The sequence below is a fragment of the Acinetobacter brisouii genome (genome assembly GCF_008993995.1).
GTDB classification, from domain to species: domain Bacteria; phylum Pseudomonadota; class Gammaproteobacteria; order Pseudomonadales; family Moraxellaceae; genus Acinetobacter; species Acinetobacter brisouii_A.
This window is the reverse complement of the sequence record NZ_BKNN01000046.1, coordinates 1-23,625: the sequence shown is the minus strand read 5'-3', so window position 1 is coordinate 23,625 and position 23,625 is coordinate 1. Positions and strand designations below refer to the sequence as shown.

The following is a 23,625-nucleotide window of genomic DNA, read 5'->3' as shown; positions in this document are numbered from 1 at the left end:
GGATAATCTTTTTCAGATTCAATCAATAATTGAACCGCTCTTTCTCTGATTTCAGGGGTATATTTTAATTTTGTCATCGGGGTAGTCTCTCAGAATATTGACTCTCCGACAAACCCGGTACGGTTCATCATGCTGATTTTACTGGTTGCACTGTATCCTGCAGTTCAGGCATTTTCAAAATTTAAGCATGCCAATAAACAGATTGCGATTTTGAAGTATTTTTAAGCGCAAGAGAAAAGCAGATCTTTGGAGGTCTGCTTTTTTTCATTTTTGTTCTTCAAGAATTATTCCAACAACCCGAACTCTGACTGTCAAAAAACTCCACTTCAACTTCTGGAGCAAGTGTTTTAATTTCAGTACAAATACGATGACACTCTCCCTGATCTTTTGAATACGTTGAAATTGCAACTTTAGCCGTTGATTGATACTTAAAAATTTGCTTAACCAAGTGTGATTCTTGTTCTCCCATCCCCCATCCATAAATTACTAAATTACATTTTTCACTGATTAAACTTGGTAAAACTTCATAATAGATAGTACTCAGATATGGACTTATCTTGATAGATTCTCCTTTCTTCTCTCCTGTTCCATCAGCGATAAATAAAGGAATTTTATCATCTGTCCAATATTGAGTGATCGTCTCTAATAATTGTAAATGCTCTGAAGTTTTTACTTTTTTCTCATCATTAAAAATATCTCTAAAAATTGCCAAATTACCATGTTGGTAAAATGTCAAAGTAATTGTTTTTTCTTGTCGATAAGAATTTCTAAATCTTTCCCAATCTTGATCAAACGCCCCACCCCCAATAAAACAATCTTTAAAAACATGCCCATCATCATTGATTTCTGTATCGTTGCCATACATTAAAATCCAGTACATCAGCAAATCATAATTTAAAGATACAATGGTGCTAAAGCTTTTAGTAAATTCATACAATTGCGGTAATTGATCTTGAATATGCGCTCGCGGACAATGTACTTCTTGCACAACTTTAATGAGTGCATTTTTAATATTTTGATACGCCTCATCTGTTTTTTGATCTTTAATTTTCAGTTTTTCATTAACTAATTTCGCATGCCAAACCAATCGAAGAATCAGCTCAAAATCAGAGGTTTTAAACTCGTTAAAAAGCATTGCAACATCTTCATCAAAAAGTTGCAGCTCTTCTGCTTTTTTCTTTAAAGATCTAAAATCAAATTCTTTATGTAAAGCGATACTTGCGCCATTCCCAATAATTAAACTTGCCCCCACGTAATCATCTTTTATATCGTTCCACTGTTTTATTTCATAAGAAAAGCTTTTGTTCATTCTGTTCACTATTAAAATTTTCTTGTTAGACAGATATTAGCCAATTTCACATTGGAACTCAGCACATTTCCAAGTACAATACTTCGCTAGTCGAGGGATGCTGCGACGTTTTACAGGTACCAAATGTAAAAGCGCCAGGCTCGACGATCGGTTAAATATTCTTTTAACCAACAACGGCATCCGCGAACTGAATGATCAACAATTGTTTTATTAAAAGGAGATCGTGATGAACGCGGTTAATGCTTCATTTACTGATTATAAAGTTGCCGATATCAATCTTGCTGACTACGGTCGTAAAGAAATCAAACTTGCTGAAGCAGAAATGCCAGCTTTGATCGGCTTGCGTAAGCGCTATGCTGCTGCAAAACCACTTGCGAGTGCCAAAATTCTTGGCTGTATCCACATGACCATTCAAACTGCTGTTTTGATTGAAACTTTGGTTGAATTGGGCGCAGAAGTTCGTTGGACGTCATGTAACATTTTCTCGACTCAAGACCACGCTGCTGCTGCAATTGCTGCACGCGGTATTCCAGTTTTTGCTTGGAAAGGCGAAACTGAAGAAGAATACAACTGGTGCTTAGAGCAACAAATCAACGTGAATGGCGCACCTTGGGATGCCAACATGATCTTGGATGATGGCGGTGACTTGACTGCACTTGTTCATGACAAATACCCAGCGCTTCTTGAGCGTATTCATGGGATTACAGAAGAAACCACAACAGGTGTACAACGTCTTCACGAAATGTTCCGTGACGGTACGTTGAAAGTTCCTGCAATCAACGTGAATGACTCTGTCACCAAGTCTAAAAATGACAACAAATACGGTTGCCGTCACTCACTCAATGATGCCATCAAACGTGGTACAGACATGCTGCTTTCTGGTCGCCGTGCATTGGTGATTGGTTATGGTGACGTGGGTAAAGGTTCAGCGCAATCTTTACGTCAAGAAGGCATGATCGTTCGTGTGACTGAAGTTGACCCAATTTGTGCAATGCAAGCATGTATGGACGGCTATGAAGTTGTTTCTCCATACAAAAATGGCGTACAAACAGGCAAAAAAGAAGACATCAACCTTGATTTGCTTGAAAACACTGACCTCATCGTAACGACTACAGGTAACTATCACGTCTGTGACTCTGCAATGTTAGATACATTAAAAGCAGGCGCTGTGGTATGTAACATCGGTCACTTTGACACAGAAATCGACACCAACTACTTACGTGGTTACAAGTGGGTTGAAGTTAAACCTCAAGTTCACCAAGTTTATCGTACAGAAAACGAAAATGATTACTTGATCTTGTTGTCTGAAGGTCGTCTAGTCAACCTTGGTAATGCAACGGGTCACCCATCACGTGTGATGGACGGTTCTTTTGCTAACCAAGTTTTAGGTCAAATGCACTTGTTTGCTGAAAAATTTGCTGATCTTCCAGCAGCAGAAAAACAAGCCCACATCCGTGTTGAACTTCTTCCGAAAAAATTGGATGAAGAAGTTGCAGCAGCAATGGTTGCAGGTTTCGGTGGCGTGTTGACACAATTGACTCAAGTGCAAGCAGATTACCTTGGTGTACCTGTTGAAGGTCCATTCAAATCTGATGCTTATAAATACTAAGTTTTAGACCTCTCCTCACCTCTCTTGTGCGGTGCTTAAAAGCTGCTCAGGAGAGGGCATTTCTCCAGAGTTCAACATCACTCAGGAGAAAGTCAGGATGAGGGTAAATGATCAAAAAGGATTTGCAATGACTAAACGTGTACCAATTTCCTTTGAGTTTTTCCCTCCAAAAACTGATATTGGCGCAGAAAAACTTCGTGTTGTACATCAAGAATTACAACCGCTCAATCCAGAATTTTTCTCTATTACTTACGGCGCAGGCGGTTCAACCCGCGAACGCACTCTCGCTGCAATCCGTGATTTCAATGGCAAAGGCACACCTGTTGCACCGCATTTATCGTGTATTGGTGATGACAAAGCCCGTATTGCTGAACTTTTAGATTTATATAAATCTCAAGGGATTGACCGTATTGTGGCTTTACGGGGTGACTTACCCTCAGGTCAGGTCGGCTTAGGTGAATTGCCATACGCACAGGACTTGGTTCGCTTTATCCGTGAACACTCAGGCGACCATTTTAAAATTGAAGTGGCTGCATATCCTGAAATGCACCCACAAGCTGAAAGTTTTGACCTCGACATTCAACGCTTTGCAGAAAAAGTACATGCAGGCGCAAATGCCGCAATTACTCAGTTTTTCTTCAATCCAGATGCTTACTTCTACTTTATTGAACGTATTGCAAAATTGGGCGTACATATTCCTGTTGCCCCTGGCATTATGCCGATTACCAACGCGAACAACCTAATTCGCTTCGCCGATGGTACAGGTGCTGAAATTCCACGCTGGATTCGCAAACAGCTTCAAGCTTACGGCGATGACAGTCAAAGTATTCAAGCCTTTGGTCATGAAGTTGTGGTGAAACTGTGTGAACGCCTCATCGCAGGTGGTGCGCCAAGTTTGCACTTCTACACCATGAACAACACCAATCCAACGCGTCAGCTTGTGACTGACCTTGGACTCGCTTAATTTGTAACAGGTTTCAAACCCAATGAGTAACCGTTTTTTTATCGAAGCAACCTTAACCGTAGGTCAATCTCTAGAGTTAACTGAGGTGGTGTTTCACCATTGGGTTCGAGTCTTACGTGCAAAGTTAAATGAACAAGCCATCTTGTTTAATGGGCAAGGTGGCGAATATTTGGTTGAACTGACCGAAATTAATAAAAAAAATGCCTATATTCAGGTGATCTCTTTTGAACCTGCCAACCGCACACCAAACTTCAAAGTTTTATTGGGTCAGGTGATGAGTAAAGGCGACCGAATGGATTACGCAATTCAAAAAGCCACTGAGCTTGGGGTGCATCAAATTCAGCTATTGACCAGTGAACGCTGTGAAATGCGCCTCAAGTATGAGCGTGATCAAAAGAAAATTGACCACTGGCAAGGCATTGCGATTGCCGCATGTGAACAATGCGGTTTAAATCTTGTACCTGAAATTTTGCCACCGATTTCATTACAAGAATGGCTTAAAAATGCAGATGCTTTACCAACAACAAAACTGGTGCTTGCACCAGACACAGAAGCTTTTGATATTAAAAAAGAAGCCTCACCTGATCTGGCTTTACTGATTGGCCCTGAAGGTGGCTTAAGTCAAGATGAGATTGATCAAGCCAATGCTGTCGGCTTTAAAAACTGGTGTATCGGTGAACGTGTGTTACGGACTGAAACTGCACCTGTTGTTGCTCTCTCAATTCTCAATTACATTTTATAAAGTTATAGAAAAAGTCAGCATTGTGGCGCATTCAGGCATATACATTTATTTTAAACAATATTATGTTAATGCTATTGTTTTTAGCTTGTCCCTCTCAACGGATTTTGAATGCCCTTTATGCAAAACGATGCTTTCTGGAAAGGAATCACATCGCGTCAGATTAAGCAGTCAGCAGATAACCTTCGTTATTTGCTGCTTGGTGCATTTATTGTTTGTACTTCTGTTTTTCTTAATTTTTATTTTAATTATCCGCAAGATATTCACCCTCTCAATATTTGGCTATTCGGCAGTACTCTTTATTTTTGTTTCGGATTTGTTTTCCTACAATTTTTCTTAGTAAAAAAAGACTTCAGCATTCAATCGATTGATCTATTTAATCAAGTGATTAGTGCAGGTACGGGATTGAGCATTGGCATTGGGGTATATCTATTACACTTATATTTACCTGCTGAATATAACCAAATTCTGTTTTATGACACGTTATATTTGTCACTCAGCCTGATTTTGTGTTGCCAAATTTTTTGTCTAATTTACTTAACGCAACGCTTACCTTATTTTTTCTTGGTGTCCTTACCTGCCGTTTTTCCAATCTTATTGCTACAACCGATTAATCAAAAAATTTTTAATCAACTCTTTTATTTTGCTTTTGATTTTATTTTTATTGTGATTTGCATTAGTGCTTTTAGTTTAAACCGCATGCACTTAAAACTTGCCAAATTATTTCTACGCAATGATCAGCTAATTCATACCGCAGAGCAACAAGTACAATACTCTCAACGCGTTTGCAACGAACTCCAACAAGAAATGCAACGCTCAAAAACCATTGAAGGTCAGTTACAAGAATACTCTCAGCATCTTGAACAGACGATTCATGAACGAACCCATATTTTAGAAAAACAAAAACAAACCATTGAAATGGCGAATGCAATTGCTTCTGTGCATACATGGGAATGGAATTTGCAATTGGCGACCTTTGAAATTAATGGCAAAATGATCAAAAATCTTGCTTATTCGTCGTTAGAACAACATCTCGCACAAGAACTATACCCTGAAGATATCAGTCTGTGCGTGGAAAAATTACAACAACATTTTGAACATAAAACAGACATTTTCGAATGTGAATATCGTGTAAAAAACAAACATGGTCAATGGATTTGGGTCATCAACACAGGCAAAGTGATTCAATACAATCCTGAAACCTCTCAACCCTTGATCATGATTGGAATTTTTCAAAACATTGATCGACAAAAAAAAGATCATGACCGTATTCAGCAAGCTGCCAATATCATAACCCATGTTGAAACGGGGATTGTCATGCTCGATGAACAGCTACGCTATGTTGAAGCCAACCCTTATTTTTACACATTATCCAATCTCAATGCCGACCAAGTCATCGGTAAGCAATTATTTGAAATTACAGATAATTATCGACCAAAACAACGCAGTTTTCATTATTCGATTACAGAACAACTGCTGAAAAATGCAGAATTTGATGGCGAATTTGATGAAAAATTTAGCTCAGGTAAAGAACTCAGTTTGCGCCTTCGACTCAATGCCATTCGTGATAATAAGCAGCGCATCGTCAATTATGTTGGGATTTTCTCAGATCTAAGCAAACTCAAAGAACAAGAAAAACGCGTTTCTTATTTGGAAAACTATGACATTGTCACCAATCTACCCAATCGCTTTTATTACAACTACAAAATTTACCAGTTTTTAATTACACATAGCGATAGCATCCAGCAACTGGCAATTATTCGACTTTCAATCGACCGCTTTACTGCTTTATATGAGTTTTTAGGCAATCAAAATACCTCTGAATTACTCAAACTGGTCGCACAACGTTTACGTTTATGCAATCCCAACGCCATGATGGTGGCTTATCTCACGCGTGAGGATTTTGTAATTGCCTATGAACTCAGCCATGTGTCACCCAGTATCCAAAAAATTTGTGAACAAATTCAAACTAACTTCCACCAATCATTTAAAGTCGCAGAGCAAGAATTGTTGCTCACACTCTCGATTGGTATTGCAATCTACCCTGATCAGGCACTTCAGTTTGAACAACTCAATCACTGCGCCCAACAAGCACTGAATCATGCACGACGTTTAGGGGGGAATACCATCCAGTATTACACCAAAGCCCATGACAGCTTGTATGAGAAAGATGTCAATCTCGAAAATGAACTTCGCCAAGCGCTCAGAAATAAAGACCTTGAAGTTTATTTCCAACCTAAAATCTGTATTCGTAGTGGCAATATTGCTGGTTTTGAAACATTAATTCGCTGGAATCACCCTGAGCGTGGTTTACTGTTACCCACACAGTTTCTCGCAGCCGCACAACAAACCAGTCTGATCTCGGATATTGGGGAATATGTCCTATTGGCTGCAACTCAGCAACTGCGTGAATGGCTCGACTTAGGACTTCCTGAAATTCAACTGTCCATCAATATCGATGCTCAACAGCTCTACCGTGGACAACTCATCGAACATGTTGATGAAGCCTTAGAGCGCTATGGCCTATTAGGTAAATACCTTGAATTCGAAATTACCGAAGCCTCACTAATTGAATACAGAATATATTCACAACCTGTTACGCCAACTCAAAGAGCGCGATATTCAGTTATCTTTAGATGACTTTGGTACAGGTTATTCTTCGATGGCATATTTAACTGAATTTCCTTTTGATGTTCTCAAAATTGATAAAAGCTTTGTACAAAATATGCATATGAAACGCCACCATGCCATTATCAATGCAATTATTGCCATGGGCAAAGCAATGGACTTAAAAATTGTGGCTGAAGGCATAGAAACTCAAGATCAATTAAATTTCTTAAAAGAAAAACAATGTGATATTGCACAAGGTTTTTACTATGCAAAACCATTGAACAAAGTTGATGCAAGCCTGTATTTACAAGCTTTTCAGAATAAACTTCCCCTATCATAACGAAAATTTATGGTGAACATCATTCGCATAGGATTTTTTCGGCTGTTGTAACTGTCCGAAAAGAAAAACAAATGCTATAGTCGATTAGACTTTTTTATGCCAGGACCCTTAAGTTACTGGATTAACTGTTGTAAATGAGATGCAAATGGACGATCAAACACTAAAACAGCAAGCTTTAAATTATCATGAATTTCCACGCCCAGGTAAAATCAGTGTTACGCCAAGCAAACAACTGGTTAACCAACGCGACTTAGCCCTTGCTTACTCACCTGGCGTTGCGGCGCCATGTTTAGAAATCGCGCGTGACCCTTCAACAGCAGCAAAATATACAGCACGTGGTAACCTCGTTGCCGTGGTCAGTAACGGTACTGCCGTTCTTGGTCTAGGTAATATTGGCCCACTTGCTTCAAAACCTGTAATGGAAGGTAAAGGTGTCCTGTTTAAGAAATTTGCTGGTGTAGATGTTTTTGACATCGAAATTGCCGAAAACGATCCAGATAAAATTGTCGATATCGTAGCAGCACTTGAACCAACATTCGGCGGGATTAACCTCGAAGACATCAAGGCACCAGAATGTTTCTACATTGAGAAAAAATTGCGTGAACGCATGAACATTCCTGTGTTCCATGACGATCAGCACGGCACCAGCATTATTGTTGGTTCAGCATTACTCAATGCATTGAAATTAACAGGCAAGAAAATTGAAGAAATCAAGATTATTGCCTCAGGTGCAGGTGCTGCCGCACTGTCTTGTTTGAATTTACTTTGTGCATTAGGCGCACGTAAAGAAAACATTACTGTTGCTGACTCTCGTGGTCTACTCACCACGTCACGTGAAGGTCTAGACGATTCTAAAAAACATTATGTACAAGATATTCCACAGACTCAGTTACATGAAGTCATGGAAGGTGCAGACATGTTCCTTGGCCTTTCTGCAGCAGGTATTCTCACCAAAGATATGGTGAAGAAAATGGCAGAAAACCCAATTATCTTCGCTCTGGCAAACCCAGACCCAGAAATTTTACCTGAACATGCTCACGAGGCACGTCCAGATGTCATTATGGCGACAGGTCGTTCTGACTATCCAAACCAAGTCAATAATGCACTTTGTTTCCCATATATCTTCCGTGGTGCACTAGATGTTGGTGCAACGACCATTAATGAAGAAATGAAAATTGCCTGTGTCCATGCGATTGCGCGCATGGCACACGTTGAAGCAGACGCATCAACTTATGGTGAAAAATCGGCTGCTTTTGGTCGTGACTACCTGATCCCACGTCCACTTGATCAACGTCTAATTTTGGAAATTGCTCCAGCCGTTGCACAAGCAGCAATGGACTCAGGTGTTGCAACTCGCCCAATCGAAGACTTTGCAACATATCGTCAACAATTATCTGAGTTTGTTTATAACTCAGCATTTGTGATGAAACCGATTTTTGCTCAAGCGAAAAGTGCACCGAAACGTATTGCCTATGCTGAAGGTGAAGATCTTCGCGTATTGCGTGCAGTTCAGGTTGTGGTCGATGAAGGCTTGGCATTCCCGATCTTGGTCGGTCGTACCAAAGTCATTGAAGCGAACATTCAGCAATTGGGCTTACGTTTGGAAAATGGCGAAAATATTGAAATCGTTGACCAAGAACAAAACCCATTGTACGAAGAGTTCTGGAAAGACTATTACAATACTATGCAGCGTAAAGGTGTCACTGTTGAATATGCTCAACGTGAAGCACGTCGCCGTTCAACACTGATTGCATCAATGTTGGTGAAATTCGGTAAAGCTGATGGGATGTTGTGTGGTACATACAGTAGCTACGACATTCACTTGGACTTCGTACGTAACGTGCTCGGTTTAAAAGAAGGTATGAACAACTTCTTTACCTTGAATGCATTAATGCTTGAAGATCGTAACCTGTTTATTGCTGATACTTACGTCAACACCAACCCAACGGCTGAACAATTGGCAGAAATGACTATTTTGGCGGCTGCTGAAGTTCGTCGTTTTGGTATTGAGCCACGTGTTGCATTACTTTCACATTCAAGCTTTGGCAGTAACCAAGAAGATCCAAGCGCGCAAAAAATGCGTGAAGTGTATCGTCTGTTGACTGAACAAGCACCAGATTTGATTGTAGAAGGTGAAATGCACGGTGATGCAGCACTGGATGAAAACATTCGTCACTTTGCATTCCCGAACTCTCGTTTCAAAGGTTCAGCAAACTTGTTGATTATGCCAAATCTTGATGCAGCCAACATTTCATTCAACCTGTTGAAATCAACTTCAGGGAACAATGTAACGATTGGTCCAATCTTGCTTGGTGCAGCGAAACCAGTTCATATCTTGACACCAACCACAACGACTCGTCGTTTGGTGAATATGACTGCGTTAACTGTAGCTGAAATTCAGCAAGAACAACACGCTTAAACAGGCTTTTAAGCTTAAAGCTTAGACTTGTACAAACCTCTATTCTGTTGCATGATTGCTCTAAGAATAGAGGTTTTTTCATGCAAATTTATTTAGTAGGCGGTGCCGTCCGAGATCAGTTACTCGGTCACCCCTATCACGAAAAAGATTATGTGGTGGTGGGTGCAACACCAGAACAGCTTATTGCACAAGGTTTTCAACCTGTTGGTAAAGATTTTCCCGTTTTTCTACATCCTGAAACTAAAGATGAATATGCCCTTGCACGTACAGAACGCAAGCAAGGACATGGCTATCATGGTTTCGAATTCTTCACATCGCCAGATATTAATTTAGAACAAGATCTCATTCGGCGTGATCTAACCATCAATGCCATCGCCCGAGATACCGAAGGTAATTTGTACGACCCTTATGGGGGTCAGCAAGACCTTGAAAATAAAGTCTTGCGTCATGTTTCAGATGCTTTTACTGAAGATCCTTTGCGTGTGCTTCGTGTCGCCCGTTTTGCAGCACGTTATGCCGAATATGGTTTTAAAATTGCCGATGAAACATTAGCACTGATGACACATTTGGCCCAATCAGGCGAATTATGCTGCTTAACCCCCGAACGGGTTTGGAAAGAAACCTCGCGTGCACTGATGGAAAAACATGCCGATGTCTATTTCCAAGTTCTCCGAGATTGTGGTGCATTAAAAATACTGTTTCCAGAAATTGATGCCTTGTTCGGTGTACCACAACGTGCTGAATATCATCCTGAGATTGACTGCGGCATACATACACTTATGTCACTGCAACAAGCTTGTCTTGCTGACTATAGCTTGGAAGTACGCTTTGCGGTCTTGGTACATGATTTGGGTAAAGCCCTGACACCAGAAGATATTTTGCCACGCCATATTTTACATGAACAACGCGGTGTTGAGCCTGTGACTGAACTGTGTGACCGACTTAAAGTCCCTGCTGCCATAAAGCAATTGGCTTTGGTTGTATGTAAGGAACATTTGAAATGCCATCAGGCATTTACCTTAAAAGCAGGCACGCTCTGGCGTTTGCTGCAACGACTTGATGTTTTACGTCGCCCTGAACGTGTGGTGGCATTTATCCAAGCCTGTGAATGTGACGCTCGTGGTCGATTAGGTCTAGAGCACCGTCCTTACCCACAAGCAGACTATCTACATGCTGCAATTGAGTGTGTACGCAATATCAAAGCACAAGATTTGCCTGCCCACATCACGGGTGCAGATATTGGTGAAATGCTGATTCAACGTCGAATTGATGCGTTGGCACAGTTAAAACATGAATATTTAATGCAACAGCAGCCATCATTTTGATGGCTGTTGTCTTCTGATCTAAGCAATATCCGCAGGAAATGTAATCACCTGTTCAAGCTTTAACTTATTTTGAGCAACCATCAATAAACGATCAATACCCAAAGCGATCCCCGAACATTCAGGCATGTGCGGCAAGGCAGCCAACAAGTGTTCATCAATCGGCATAACTGTTAAGCCCTGCGCTGCACGTTCAGTATTGTCTGTCGTAAAGCGCTGACGTAAAACATCAGCATCGACCAGTTCATCATAGGCATTGGCCAGTTCCAGACCTTCAATATACACCTCGAAGCGGGCTGCGACCTGCTCCCCATCTTCATCGGTTTTAACTTTTGCCAGTGAAGCCATTTCAGGTGGAAAGTCAGTTAAAAATACAGGGGTATCAAAGCCCAAACTTGGCTCGACCATGTGCGAAAACAGCAAGTCCATATACGCCAATCGGTCATCGCCCAAGTCCAGATTTAACCCAACACGGCGTGCAGTTTCTTTGAGTTGTTCCAAGGTCGCTTGTAATGGATTAATGTCCAAACGATCCTGAAAAGCATGCTTATAGCTCAGCACCATCGGGCGCAATTCAGAAAAACGTTCAGCTAAACAAACATTTAACAAAGCAGACGTTTCATGCATTAAATCGCTTAGGCTAAATGTAGGGCGATACCATTCGAGCATGGTGAATTCACTGTTGTGCTTGCGCCCGTGTTCGTCATCGCGAAAGACTTTACAGATCTGGAAAATCGCACCACTGCCACTCGCCAGTAAACGCTTCATGGGAAATTCAGGTGAAGTCTGCAAATAATGGGTGTGCTGCTGACCATTGACATGACGCAGTGCAGGTACAGAAGCCAAATGCACATCGGTCACACCTGCCTGAGACAAGATTGGGGTTTCCACTTCCATGACATCGCGCTCGGCAAAAAACTGGCGGATGCGTTGATACATTTTAGCGCGAGCTTTTAAAGCTTCAAGATCACAAGTCGGTTGGAAGGTCTGCCTCATGCCTGCGGCCCTCCATGTGCAGCCCATTCACGGCGCAGCGGATAATTTTTGCGTAAGGCATCAAAAGCGGGTTGATGTACCCAGCCATCAACCACACAGGCACGTAGATTGGCATCATCTTGCTGAATATCATAGATTTCTGATAAATGTTTCACCAAAGCTTGTTTTAAATCTTGTCCTTGGAAAAATGGCTCGCAAGCAGGCAACTGAGTCCGAAAGTCTTTATTGATCTCTAACTGGTATTTTTTGCAGAATGCTTCGTAAATCATTTGTGTGCCACGTGCCTTACCTTCAAGGCTGTAACCCGCAATATGGGGCGTTACCAAAGTGACTAAATCCAGCAATTCCTGAGAAATCATCGGTTCATGTTCAAAAACATCTAGCACGACTTGGCGCTGCGTTTGACGAATATCCGCCATAAGGTCTTGCTCGGCAATCACTGCACCACGCGAGCTGTTAATCAGAATGGTTTCAGGCGCAAGCTGTGCCAAACGCTCAGCATTAATCAGATGATAAGTTGGATGTTGCCCTGTTTTGACCATCGGTACATGCAAAGAAACTGCATTGGCCTGTTGCAATAAAGTCTCTAAATCAACTTGTTCAATCTGATCACGCTGTACCAGTGGATCACAACCAAACACTTTCCAGCCCAACAGTTTTGCCATAGCTGCTAAACGTGTCCCGACATTGCCCAGTCCGACTATTCCCAAACAAAACTCATCGTTCGCATCAATTAGTTCAGGTTTAAGTTTTAACAGTGCGGTAATCACGTATTCAGCCACTGCTTGCGCGTTACAACCTGCTGCATTTGCCCAAGTAATACCACGCTGTTCCAAATAGGGAATGTCGAGATGGTCTGTGCCGATGGTGGCACTGGCAACAAATTCGACAGGAGTACCTTCAAGTAATGCTGCATTGACCTGAGTGACAGAACGTACCAATAATGCTTGCGTCTGAGTCAGGTTTTGCTGTGTCAGGGTTCGCCCTGCATGATGTTGAATGTCTGCCAAATCGGCAAAGAAATAGTCTGTAAATGCCAGATTTTCATCTGCAACAATGTTCATGCATGATCACCACAATTTTAGATGGCTTCATGATAGCGTTCCAATAGGCGTTAGGCTATAGATGAGTTCATTCTATGAAGAACCAAGATATATGATGCTAAAGTCTTCAGCATCAAACAGACATCTCAATATGCATATTGAATATAAAAAAAGCCCTGACATTGTCAGGGCTTTTTGAATTTGGCGGAAGCGGTGAGATTCGAACTCACGGAGGACTCACACCCTCGTCGGTTTTCAAGACCGGTGCATTAAACCGCTCTGCCACGCTTCCATGTGCGTAAGAATACAAAGACTCTTATTTTAATTCAAGAAAAATTTTCATCATGCTGCATCAAACGCATATTATTTCATCAAAAATCATATCAACCATGCTATCTTGTTTATTTTTAAAGCAATTTATATAAATAACTCAGTAGCATTCAAAATCAACTTACATAAAAAACCACATCCTAAGATGTGGTTTAAACGAAATTTCTGAATACGTTATGCAGTTACACGGCGCAACTTCATTTGTTTAAACAAAGTTAAAACCGTAATCAGACTTAAAACCGCAGCAAACATCAGCCAAAATGCAGGTGAAGTTTTACTCCCCGTCTGTTGCACAATAAAGGTTGCAATCACAGGGGTTAAGCCGCCAAAGACTGAGGTTGCCAAACTATACGCCACAGAGAAACCTGAGGTACGCACTTCACGAGGCATAATTTCGGTTAACGTCACCACCATTGCGCCATTATAGAAACTGTATAGCAATGACAACCACAACAAGCTGATCATCAAGTGAGCCAAGCTAATGCTATGCGTTAACCAGTTCAACAACGGATAAGCCGTCAGTAAAATCAAGAACGAGGTTGCAAGCAATAAAGTACGGCGTCCAAACTTATCCGATAAATGTCCACCAATTGGAAGGAAAATAAAGTTACTCACGCCCACCATAATGGTCGCAATCAAACTTTCTTTGGTGGTTAAGTGTAGAACTTCTTTACCAAATGTTGGCGTATAAACCGTAATAAAGTAGAACATGGTGGTTGTGGTTGCGACCAGCAGCATACCCGAGATCACAATACGCCAGTTACTCGCCAAATTACTCAAAATTTCTTTAGTCGTTGGATGATGCTGACGCGAAGCAAAATCTTCCGTTTCTTTTAAAGAACGACGCATCATGAAAATCATCGGGATGATCATGCAGCCCACAATAAATGGGATACGCCAAGCCCAGTCCTGAATTTGTGCTTTAGTAAACACAATGCTGATGCCATATCCCAAAAGTGCTGCAAACACGACCGCGACTTGCTGACTGGCAGACTGCCAACTGGTAATAAAACCACGATTATGCTCTTTGGCAATCTCAGATAGATATACCGATACGCCACCCAGTTCCACACCTGCCGAAAAGCCTTGTGCCAAACGGCCGACAAAAATCAGAACCGCAGCCGTAATCCCCAGTGTTTGATAACTTGGGGTAACAGCGATAATCACCGAACCAAAAGCCATAATGCTTAAAGTCACCATCAAGCCTTTACGGCGTCCAATACGGTCAACATAAGGACCGAGAACCAATGCGCCAATCGGGCGCATTAGGAAACTGACTGCAAAAATCAGAAAGGTTTTGATCAATGCTGCATAAGCACTGTCTGACTGGAAAAAAGTTTCACCAATATATTTGGCATATAGACCAAACAGGAAAAAATCGTATTGTTCTAGAAAGTTACCACTGGTGACATTAAAAATGGCACGCACTTGGGACTGTTTCTTTTCAGCGACCTCTACGGTTTGCATTGTTGATTCTCCATAATCAATGAACAAAAACCATTCGAGCATAGACCTGCAATATTGATGGAAACTTAAAATAAAATTAATCATGTGTTTTTTCTAAACACTTAATCATTATTTTTTTGTAAATTTTATCTTTCAATAAATTCCTTAGGATAGAAAATTCACACAGATTTAAATTTAATTATTTATTTTCAATGATTTAAAATAATTAATATTTAAAAAGTGACACATATCACCATTCATTAAAATTAAGTGATTCAATTTCAATTATCAACGTAGGCTACATAACAATTCATTTAAAAACTTATATTTAAGTGATTTTTCTCATATTTTCAAAATCCACCTGCTGCATATTTTTCATAAGTTGCTGCATAAATAATTGGGCTGCACGTGACAACTGACGCTTTGGTGCAACACAGAGTGCAAGGGTCACGGGTTGAATTGCGGCATCCTGATAAGGAATAAAATACAGTTCGCCACGTTGCACATGAGTATAGACATCGAGCCAGCTCATCAAGGCAATTCCGACATTTTTCTTGAGCAAAGACAACATGGTGCGAATGTCATTCGATTCAATTTTTTGCTGCGGCAACATTTGCTGACGTTTATAAATGGCATCGACACGGTCATGAATCACTAAGGGCGCTTGCGCGATAATATGCCGATCTGCATAAGTTTGTGACAAACTTAACTGGCTATGCTGTGCCAGTGGATGTTCAGGCGACATCACAAAACCCAGTGGCAATTCAATAAAAGATAAGACATCCAAATGCGCATGCTGTACAGGGTCGAGAATCATACCGAAGTCCAGTTCAGCCTGCATAATCTGCTGAGCAATTTTCTGACTGTCCTGAATCTTAATTTCAAAATTCAGCCATGGATGTTGCTGCTGTAGTTCGGCAATACTCTCAATCACAAAACCATCGCTGAGCGCAGCAATCAAGCCAAACTGAATCGAACCACGGTTTAAGCCCTGAATTTCATCTAAACGGATACAGGTTTGCTGAAAGTCTTTTTGCCAACGCAGTAAATCGCTATACAGCAACTCACCTGCCAAAGTCAGTTTTAAACCACTGGGCAAACGTTCAAACAATGGCACTCCAAACTGTTCTTCAGCCAGCACAATTTGCCGATGCACAGCCGACACCGAAATAAACAGTTGTTCTGCGGCTTTACGCAGACTGCCTGTTTTAGCCACCACCATAAAATATTCTGTAAAACGCGAAAACGGCATTGAGTTGTGCATAGGCATTCTAAAAATTAGAACAGATAATCAAAATCATTGTAATAGACGAGAATGGTTTTTGGAATCATAGTGAAAACAGCTCAAAAATAATTCTTGTAGGCAGGTTCTATGAACTCACCGATTGCATTTCAAACACTGAATTTACCTGCACATTGCAGCTTTCATGAAGCGGACTGGTTTCTGCTGGCGAAGTACTGGTATCCGATTGCCCACAGTGTCGATGTTGGTGAACAACCTGTTAAAGCGACTTTACTCGACGAAGCTTTGGTGATGTATCGCATCAACCAAGAACTGGTCGTTGCCAAAGATGCTTGCCCGCATCGGGGTGTACCGCTGACGTTAGGCAAACATGATGGTGAAGGTGTAGTCTGCCCTTATCATGGTTTACGTTTTGGCGAACATGGATACTGTAACCGCATTCCATCGAGTCCAAACCAAGCGATTCCAAGCAAACTGAATTTAACCACGTTTCCGAGTGTTGAGCGCTATGGACTAATCTGGACGTGCCTGCTCCCCCAAGGCGACACAGACATTCCATCTACGCCTTTGTGGGATGAAATTGACGTTCAGCACGTGGTCTGCCCAGCGGTCGATATTGCAGCATTTGCAGGTCGTCAGGTCGAAGGTTTCTTAGACGTTGCACATTTTGCTTGGGTACATTCAGGCACCTTTGCTGATGCCGACAACCAACTGGTCAACGACTACCATCCAACCGAAACTGCATACGGTTTTGCTGCCGATTACTGGAGTACAGTTGGCAACTACCCTGCCAGTGAACACTATAAAGGCACACCTGACTTTAAATGGTTACGACACTTTGAGTTACATGTGCCTTTTACTGCCACGTTGACCATCCATTTTCATCATGGCGGGAAAATGGTGATTATGAATGCAGCCTGCCCTGTTTCAGCCAGACAAACCCGTCTGTTTGCCCCTCTAGTAAAAAACTTCGACCTTGAGGATGATGAACAAGCCATTATTGACTACAACCTGAAAATTTTTGAGGAAGATCGTCTCGTGGTCGAATCTCAAAAACCTGAACGCTTGCCACTCGATCTCAGCTTAGAAGCGCACATTCCTGCTGACCGCAGTTCGGTGATGTTTCGACGCTGCTTGAAAAAAGCAGGGTTTGGTGATTTCTTTTTGGTTTAAACCTGACTCGGATTTTAATCATGTTTTGGTTCAAATCTTGCAAGGTTTTCTCATCACAATAAAAAGGATAAGCACATGGAAAAGTTAAAAGTGGTTGTCGATAGCATTGGTCGGCAAGGTGAAGGTAATTTAGCCATCACGCTACTGCCTGTGCAACCGCACAACTTGCCAGCGTGGCAAGCAGGTGCACATATTGATATTTATTTACCCAATCAAATGACACGTCAGTATTCACTAACAGGCAATCCAACCCAGCAAGATCAATATGTGATTTGCGTTAAAAAGGAACAACTGTCGCGTGGTGGTTCACAGTACATTCACGAGCATTTACGTGTCGGGCAACACATTGAAATTTCTCCGCCCCGCAATTTGTTTCCGCTTAAAACGGCTGAGGAATATTTACTGGTTGCCGCAGGCATCGGGATTACCCCAATCTTGGCGATGGCAGAACAACTTGAAGCACAAAAGAAAACTTTTGAGTTGTATTATTGTGTCAAAACTCCGCTGCATTTAGCATTTACTAGCCGTTGGCGACAAGGGTTTAAATTTGGAAAAATCCATGTGCTGTACAGTTCTTTAGGTGAAAGTCTCCGAATTGAACATCCCGAAAGTTTGCAACAACCTTTAGCAAGCAAACGCCTGTACTTGTGTGGCCCAGAAAGCTTTATGCATGAATATCAACAATATGCCATGCAACTGGGTTGGCAAGCCGATCAAATTCACTTGGAAGCCTTCCATCCACCACAATTGCAACCGAGTTCACTCGACAGTGCTGCCGATGCTGGGTTTCAAATTAAATTGCAACGTTCAGGACAAATTTTTCATGTGCCTGAACAACAAAGTATCGCTTCTGTACTGCTTGAACATCAGGTCAGTATTCCCTTATCGTGTGAAATGGGCATGTGCGGTGCATGTCTGACCCGTGTCTTGGCAGGCGAAGTTGACCACCGAGACAGCGTACAAAGCGAAAATGAAAAAAATGCCAGTGAACAATACATCGCATTGTGCTGTTCACGCGCCAAAAGCCCAGTGCTTGAGCTAGATTTATAAACAAGATAGAGAAAAAATTAGGAGTCACTATGAACGCAATTCCAGTCACGCAACTGCTCAACAAACCCTGCTACAGCCAATTTGACAGCGACGATTGGGATATTTTGGCACAACATTGGTATCCCGTTGCCCGTATTGAAGATGTCAGCAGCACACCGCAACAGGTCATGCTGCTCGATGTCAAACTGGCTTTATATAAAACTGAAAGCGGACTGATTCGCTTGGTTCGGGACATTTGCCCGCATCGTGGCGTACCACTCACCAAAGGTTGGGTGGAAGGTGAAGAAATTATTTGTCCTTATCATGGCTTACGTTATAACAGCGAAGGTAAATGCACTCTAATTCCAGCACAACCCGAACTCACCAAAATCTCGGATCGCTTCTCACTAACCAGTTTTCCAGTGGTCGAAAAATATGGTTTGATTTGGACAAGCATCCTCAGTCGTGACGAGACCAAAGCCAACTTTCCTATCCTCGATACTTGGGATCAACCTGAACATCAGGCAATTTTACCGCCATTTGTGGATATTGCAGGTTCAAGTGGTCGCCAGTTAGAAGGCTTTATTGATGTTGCCCATTTCGCTTGGGTACATAACCAAGCCTTTGCCAACCGTGACAATCCCGTTGTACCCAAATATTCAACGGTCAAAACCGATTATGGTTTACATACCGAATACGTGAGCAATGTCAGCAACTATCCGCATGGGATGCAACATCTCGCGCCTGAAGACTTTTTATGGAAACGCACTTTCGATGTTTATCCGCCATTTTCAGCGATCTTAAGCATTGATTTTCCAAACGATGGCGTTTTAAAAATCCTCAATGCCTGCTGCCCTGTGTCGCACAACAAGACCCGTTTGTTTGTACCGCTGACCCGTAACTTTGACACCACAGGTGATTTGCAAGCCGTGTATGACTTTAATGCCCAGATTTTTGCTGAAGATCAGGACATGGTCGAATCGCAAAAACCTGAAGAATTACCACTGGATTTAACCATGGAAGCGCATTTTGAAGCCGATCGTTCATCGACTGCTTATCGGCGCATTTTGGCAGACTGGGGCTTAAGCAAACGCTATACGGTTTAATTCAGCTCCACTCTACCCATATTGTTTACCGCAAGATCCGTGCCCCATCACGGATTTTTGCTTTTCAAGTTCACAATTTTTCGGCAAACTTTATTCGAGCTGTTCTTTAGCCCTGTTTTTAGTCAAAACTGCTGTATGAAATCTGCTTTCATCGGCATTTTTAGCAAAAACATCTGTGGTGAAAAGTGCTACAATAAAATGTTTACAGATTTTTCAGGGTAGCCAATTCGCGGCACCTATTTATAAGTTAGGACTAGCAATGACTGATAATGCAACGATCTTGCAGCATGTACCAGTAGGCAAAAAAGTGGGTATTGCCTTTTCTGGTGGTTTAGATACTTCAGCAGCTTTATTGTGGATGAAACAAAAAGGCGCTGAACCATATGCTTATACTGCAAACTTGGGTCAGCCTGATGAAGACGACTACGATGCCATTCCAAAGAAAGCAGAACAATATGGCGCTGTAAAAGCACGCTTGATTGACTGCCGTATGCAACTTGCGCTTGAAGGTATCGCAGCGATTCAATGTGGCGCGTTCCATATCAGCACTGGTGGTATTCCTTACTTTAACACCACACCATTGGGTCGTGCAGTTACAGGGACAATGCTTGTTACTGCCATGAAAGAAGATGATGTCAACATCTGGGGTGACGGTTCAACGTATAAAGGCAACGACATTGAGCGTTTCTACCGTTATGGTTTGTTGACTAACCCGAACCTTAAAATCTATAAACCTTGGTTAGACCAACAGTTTATCGATGAGTTGGGTGGTCGTGCAGAAATGTCACAATTCCTGATCGACAACGGCTTTGACTACAAAATGTCAAAAGAAAAAGCCTACTCGACTGACTCAAACATGCTGGGTGCAACGCACGAAGCAAAAGATCTTGAATACCTCAATGCAGGCATCAAAATCGTAGACCCAATCATGGGCGTTGCGTTCTGGAAAGAAGAAGTCCAAATCAAACCTGAAGAAGTTTCCGTAACTTTTGAAGAAGGTATGCCTGTTGCACTGAACGGTCAACGCTTTGAAAATCCAGTTGAATTGATTCTTGAAGCCAACCGTATCGGTGGTCGTCATGGTCTAGGTATGTCGGATCAAATCGAAAACCGTATCATTGAAGCTAAATCTCGCGGCATCTATGAAGCGCCCGGGATGGCACTTCTTCATACTGCTTACGAGCGTTTAGTGACTGGTATTCACAATGAAGACACCATCGAACAATACCGCATCAACGGTTTACGTTTAGGTCGTTTGTTGTACCAAGGTCGTTGGTTCGATTCACAAGCGTTAATGCTTCGTGAAACTGCACAGCGTTGGGTTGCCAAAGCAATCACTGGTACAGTGACAATTGAGCTTCGTCGTGGTAATGACTACACCATCATGAACACTGAATCTCCGAACCTCACTTATGAAGCTGAGCGTTTAACCATGGAGAAAGGTAACTCAATGTTCACACCTATGGATCGTATCGGTCAGTTAACTATGCGTAACCTCGACATTACCGATACACGTGCCAAACTTGGTCTTTATACCGAAACTGGCTTGTTGTCACTCGGTCAAGGTTCAGCAGTTCCTCAACTTGAAAATAAAAGCAAATAATTGATTTTATTTTAAGTTAAAAGCCACCTAAGTTCAGGTGGCTTTTTTTGTACTGCTCATGCCTGAATGTTTTAAATTGGCTATCATAAAATATAAATTAACCAAGCTCTTATTCAAGTGCGCACATTTTTTATCTAGGCAATGCTTGTCTTGACAGATTTACTCATGTGTAAAATTACCATTCTGCGGTAAATTGCATTATCATTTGTTTTATTTCTTAGCTCAAATTTCCCTTGAAGACATTAACTCTAATTCAGCCAGATGATTGGCACGCTCACTTGCGTGATGGTTTATCCCTTAAGCGCACAGTTCCAGACCTTGCAAATCAATTCGCTCGTGCGATTTGTATGCCGAATCTTGTTCCACCTGTCAAAACTGTGGAAGAAGCCAATGCCTACCGTGAACGCATTATGCAGCACGTGCCAGAAGGTGTGCATTTTGACCCACGCATGGTGTTGTACTTTACTGATCATACTTCACCAGATGAAGTGATTAAGATTAAAGAGTCTGAGCATGTCAATGCCATCAAACTCTATCCTGCGGGTGCAACCACCAACTCGGACAATGGCGTCAGCGACATTCGTAAAGTCTATGCCGTGATTGAACAAATTGAAAAACATCAAGTGCCATTATTGCTACATGGTGAAGTGACCCATTCTCATGTCGATATCTTTGACCGTGAAAAACGTTTCTTGGATGAAATTCTTTCTCCGATCTTGAAGCAGTTCCCTGATCTGAAAGTCGTGCTTGAACACATCACCACCAGTGATGCTGCACAGTTTGTACTTGAGCAAGACCGCAATATCGCAGCAACCATTACACCGCAACATTTATTGTTTAACCGCAACGATATGTTAGTGGGTGGGATCAAACCGCATTTCTACTGCTTACCAATTTTGAAACGCCAAACGCATCAAAAAACCTTGCTTGAAGTGGCAACCAGCGGCAACCCAAAATTCTTCTTAGGTACTGACAGTGCTCCACACGCTCAAAATGCCAAAGAAAATGCATGCGGCTGTGCAGGTTGTTATAGTGCTCCAACAGCGATTGAACTTTATGCTCAAGCCTTTGATCAGGTCGGTAAAATCGAACGTCTTGAAGGCTTTGCGAGCTTCTTTGGTGCAGATTTCTACGGTTTACCACGCAATACCAGCACTATTACCCTCGTCAAAGAAGACCAAGTGATCCCTGAAAGTTTCGACTATTTGGAAGATCAAAAAATTATCCCGCTTTACGCTGGAAAAACCATCCATTGGAGAAAAGTGTGACCGATTCTACTGCACCCTTAATGGGTCAGCGTTTTCGTGGTTTTTTGCCTGTGGTGGTCGATGTTGAAACCGCAGGCTTTAATGCCCAAACCGATGCTTTACTCGAAATCGCCTGTATTCCAATTGTTTACAATGAACAAGGTGAATTCGTCCCAGGTCAAGCATTTCATGCACACATCAATCCATTTGAAGGTGCTCACCTTGATCGTCGCTCACTCGACTTTATCGGGATTGATCCTTTCAGCCCACTGCGCGTGGCGATGGCCGAAGATGAAAAGTCAGCGCTCAAACGTATCTTTAAATCTTTGAATGACGTTCGTCGTGCCCAGCAATGTACCCATGCGGTACTGGTCGGTCACAATGCACATTTCGACTTGGGCTTTTTACAAGCGGCAGTTGCCCGTACTGGCACCAAAAACCAAAGCCCGTTCCACAGTTTTTCTGTATTCGACACGGTGACTTTAAGTGCCGTAATGTTCGGTCAAACGGTTTTAGCGAAGTCGTGCATTCAGGCAGGAATTGAGTTCGATGGTAAAGAAGCACACTCTGCTTTATACGATACGCAAAAGACTGCTGAACTGTTTTGCTATATTTTGAACAAACTGTCTCCGCACCTGCTTGACAGTTTAACGGCGGATCACTAAGATACCGCCATCCTCGCAACGTCCCTATCGTCTAGAGGCCTAGGACATCGCCCTTTCACGGCGGTAACCGGGGTTCGAATCCCCGTAGGGACGCCATCTATTTGATTATTCAATCATTTCAATGACGCAAACAGCACAATCAAAAACGGTGCGATCAACGTCAAAATAAACCCGCTAAATAAAGCCAACTGAACATCTTGACTTCGACAGTTTTGCTTAATAAATGGCAAAGTTGAATCCATTGCCGTTGCACCACAGACACCAATCACACTTTGCGGCAAACTGCGCCCGCATAAAAACAGCAATATAGTCAAATCATTATAAAACCAATACAATGGTGCAATGAGTTATTCAGAACATTTTAGACGTAAAATTTTAGCTAAGCTTGAGGAAGGTTATTCTATTCGAGCGGTAGCTGCACAATTTGAAATT

The 23,625-nt window shown here is 42.0% G+C and carries 19 protein-coding genes, 2 tRNA genes and 1 pseudogene; 15 read left to right on the top strand and 7 right to left on the bottom strand.

What is annotated here, in order from left to right; all coding sequences use genetic code 11:
• Positions 1 to 277: 277 nt before the first annotated feature.
• Positions 278 to 1,309, bottom strand: a complete 1,032-nt coding sequence (locus GBN19_RS11210; RefSeq protein ID WP_228271256.1) for a DUF4917 family protein — start codon at positions 1,307 to 1,309, stop codon at positions 278 to 280.
• Positions 1,310 to 1,535: 226 nt separating this feature from the next.
• Here GBN19_RS11210 and ahcY point away from each other — a divergent pair, with 226 nt between their 5' ends.
• The 7 genes from ahcY (at position 1,536) to GBN19_RS11180 (ending at position 11,315) form a co-directional block, all read left to right on the top strand.
• Positions 1,536 to 2,918 (top strand): adenosylhomocysteinase, encoded by a 1,383-nt coding sequence (gene ahcY, locus GBN19_RS11205; RefSeq protein ID WP_151778195.1) that lies wholly within the window; start codon positions 1,536 to 1,538, stop codon positions 2,916 to 2,918.
• 127 nt (positions 2,919 to 3,045) lie between these two features.
• Entirely contained in the window at positions 3,046 to 3,882 is an 837-nt protein-coding gene (gene metF / locus GBN19_RS11200; RefSeq protein WP_151778194.1) for a methylenetetrahydrofolate reductase [NAD(P)H], read from the top strand.
• A 22-nt stretch (positions 3,883 to 3,904) separates the two neighbouring features.
• Positions 3,905 to 4,624 carry a 16S rRNA (uracil(1498)-N(3))-methyltransferase gene (locus GBN19_RS11195; RefSeq protein ID WP_151708784.1) on the top strand — a complete coding sequence of 240 codons (720 nt, stop codon included), beginning with the start codon at positions 3,905 to 3,907 and terminating at the stop codon, positions 4,622 to 4,624.
• A gap of 117 nt (positions 4,625 to 4,741) precedes the next feature.
• On the top strand, positions 4,742 to 7,261 hold the full coding sequence (locus tag GBN19_RS16245) for an EAL domain-containing protein (protein WP_266095386.1): 2,520 nt from the start codon (positions 4,742 to 4,744) through the stop codon (positions 7,259 to 7,261).
• Positions 7,191 to 7,571: an EAL domain-containing protein gene (locus tag GBN19_RS16240; RefSeq protein WP_266095385.1), complete on the top strand. Its 381-nt coding sequence runs from the start codon at positions 7,191 to 7,193 to the stop codon at positions 7,569 to 7,571. The genes GBN19_RS16245 and GBN19_RS16240 overlap by 71 nt, the downstream gene beginning before the upstream one ends.
• A gap of 145 nt (positions 7,572 to 7,716) precedes the next feature.
• On the top strand, positions 7,717 to 9,990 hold the full coding sequence (locus tag GBN19_RS11185; RefSeq protein WP_151778193.1) for an NADP-dependent malic enzyme: 2,274 nt from the start codon (positions 7,717 to 7,719) through the stop codon (positions 9,988 to 9,990).
• Between the two features lie 80 nt (positions 9,991 to 10,070).
• Positions 10,071 to 11,315 (top strand): multifunctional CCA addition/repair protein, encoded by a 1,245-nt coding sequence (locus GBN19_RS11180; protein ID WP_151778192.1) that lies wholly within the window; start codon positions 10,071 to 10,073, stop codon positions 11,313 to 11,315.
• Between the two features lie 18 nt (positions 11,316 to 11,333).
• Here GBN19_RS11180 and epmA read toward each other — a convergent pair whose 3' ends face one another.
• The 5 genes from epmA to GBN19_RS11155 form a co-directional block, all read right to left on the bottom strand.
• The gene (epmA, locus tag GBN19_RS11175; protein WP_151778191.1) at positions 11,334 to 12,308 is read right to left on the bottom strand and encodes an EF-P lysine aminoacylase EpmA; all 975 of its coding nucleotides are present in this window, start codon (positions 12,306 to 12,308) and stop codon (positions 11,334 to 11,336) included.
• Entirely contained in the window at positions 12,305 to 13,372 is a 1,068-nt protein-coding gene (locus GBN19_RS11170) for a 4-phosphoerythronate dehydrogenase (RefSeq protein ID WP_151708779.1), read from the bottom strand. Before GBN19_RS11170 ends, epmA begins: the two co-directional genes overlap by 4 nt.
• 181 nt (positions 13,373 to 13,553) lie before the next feature.
• A tRNA-Ser gene (locus GBN19_RS11165) sits at positions 13,554 to 13,643 on the bottom strand.
• Positions 13,644 to 13,855: 212 nt separating this feature from the next.
• Entirely contained in the window at positions 13,856 to 15,148 is a 1,293-nt protein-coding gene (gene tcuC, locus GBN19_RS11160; RefSeq protein ID WP_151778190.1) for an MFS transporter, read from the bottom strand.
• 307 nt (positions 15,149 to 15,455) lie between these two features.
• Positions 15,456 to 16,379 carry a LysR family transcriptional regulator gene (locus tag GBN19_RS11155; RefSeq protein WP_228271255.1) on the bottom strand — a complete coding sequence of 308 codons (924 nt, stop codon included), beginning with the start codon at positions 16,377 to 16,379 and terminating at the stop codon, positions 15,456 to 15,458.
• Positions 16,380 to 16,499: 120 nt separating this feature from the next.
• On the opposite strand from GBN19_RS11155, the gene GBN19_RS11150 reads away from it, so the two are divergent.
• The 7 genes from GBN19_RS11150 to GBN19_RS11120 all read left to right on the top strand — a co-directional run bounded on the left by GBN19_RS11150 (position 16,500) and on the right by GBN19_RS11120 (position 23,289).
• Positions 16,500 to 17,543 carry an aromatic ring-hydroxylating oxygenase subunit alpha gene (locus GBN19_RS11150; RefSeq protein WP_151778188.1) on the top strand — a complete coding sequence of 348 codons (1,044 nt, stop codon included), beginning with the start codon at positions 16,500 to 16,502 and terminating at the stop codon, positions 17,541 to 17,543.
• Positions 17,544 to 17,618: 75 nt separating this feature from the next.
• The gene (locus GBN19_RS11145) at positions 17,619 to 18,593 is read left to right on the top strand and encodes a PDR/VanB family oxidoreductase (RefSeq protein ID WP_151778187.1); all 975 of its coding nucleotides are present in this window, start codon (positions 17,619 to 17,621) and stop codon (positions 18,591 to 18,593) included.
• Between the two features lie 29 nt (positions 18,594 to 18,622).
• Complete coding sequence (locus tag GBN19_RS11140) at positions 18,623 to 19,678, top strand: aromatic ring-hydroxylating oxygenase subunit alpha (RefSeq protein ID WP_151778186.1); 1,056 nt, start codon at positions 18,623 to 18,625, stop codon at positions 19,676 to 19,678.
• A 259-nt stretch (positions 19,679 to 19,937) separates the two neighbouring features.
• On the top strand, positions 19,938 to 21,281 hold the full coding sequence (gene argG / locus GBN19_RS11135) for an argininosuccinate synthase (protein ID WP_004753451.1): 1,344 nt from the start codon (positions 19,938 to 19,940) through the stop codon (positions 21,279 to 21,281).
• Between the two features lie 233 nt (positions 21,282 to 21,514).
• A complete protein-coding gene (gene pyrC, locus GBN19_RS11130) occupies positions 21,515 to 22,549 on the top strand; it encodes a dihydroorotase (RefSeq protein WP_151778185.1) in 1,035 nt (344 codons plus the stop codon).
• On the top strand, positions 22,534 to 23,193 hold the full coding sequence (gene rnt / locus GBN19_RS11125) for a ribonuclease T (protein ID WP_151778184.1): 660 nt from the start codon (positions 22,534 to 22,536) through the stop codon (positions 23,191 to 23,193). Before pyrC ends, rnt begins: the two co-directional genes overlap by 16 nt.
• Positions 23,194 to 23,213: 20 nt before the next feature.
• Positions 23,214 to 23,289, top strand: a tRNA-Glu gene (locus GBN19_RS11120).
• Between the two features lie 17 nt (positions 23,290 to 23,306).
• Here GBN19_RS11120 and GBN19_RS11115 read toward each other — a convergent pair.
• Complete coding sequence (locus GBN19_RS11115; RefSeq protein ID WP_446053815.1) at positions 23,307 to 23,498, bottom strand: LysO family transporter; 192 nt, start codon at positions 23,496 to 23,498, stop codon at positions 23,307 to 23,309.
• 37 nt (positions 23,499 to 23,535) lie between these two features.
• Between GBN19_RS11115 and GBN19_RS15950 the strand changes: the two are divergent.
• Positions 23,536 to 23,625: pseudogene (locus tag GBN19_RS15950) on the top strand (IS630 transposase-related protein); the annotation flags it as partial.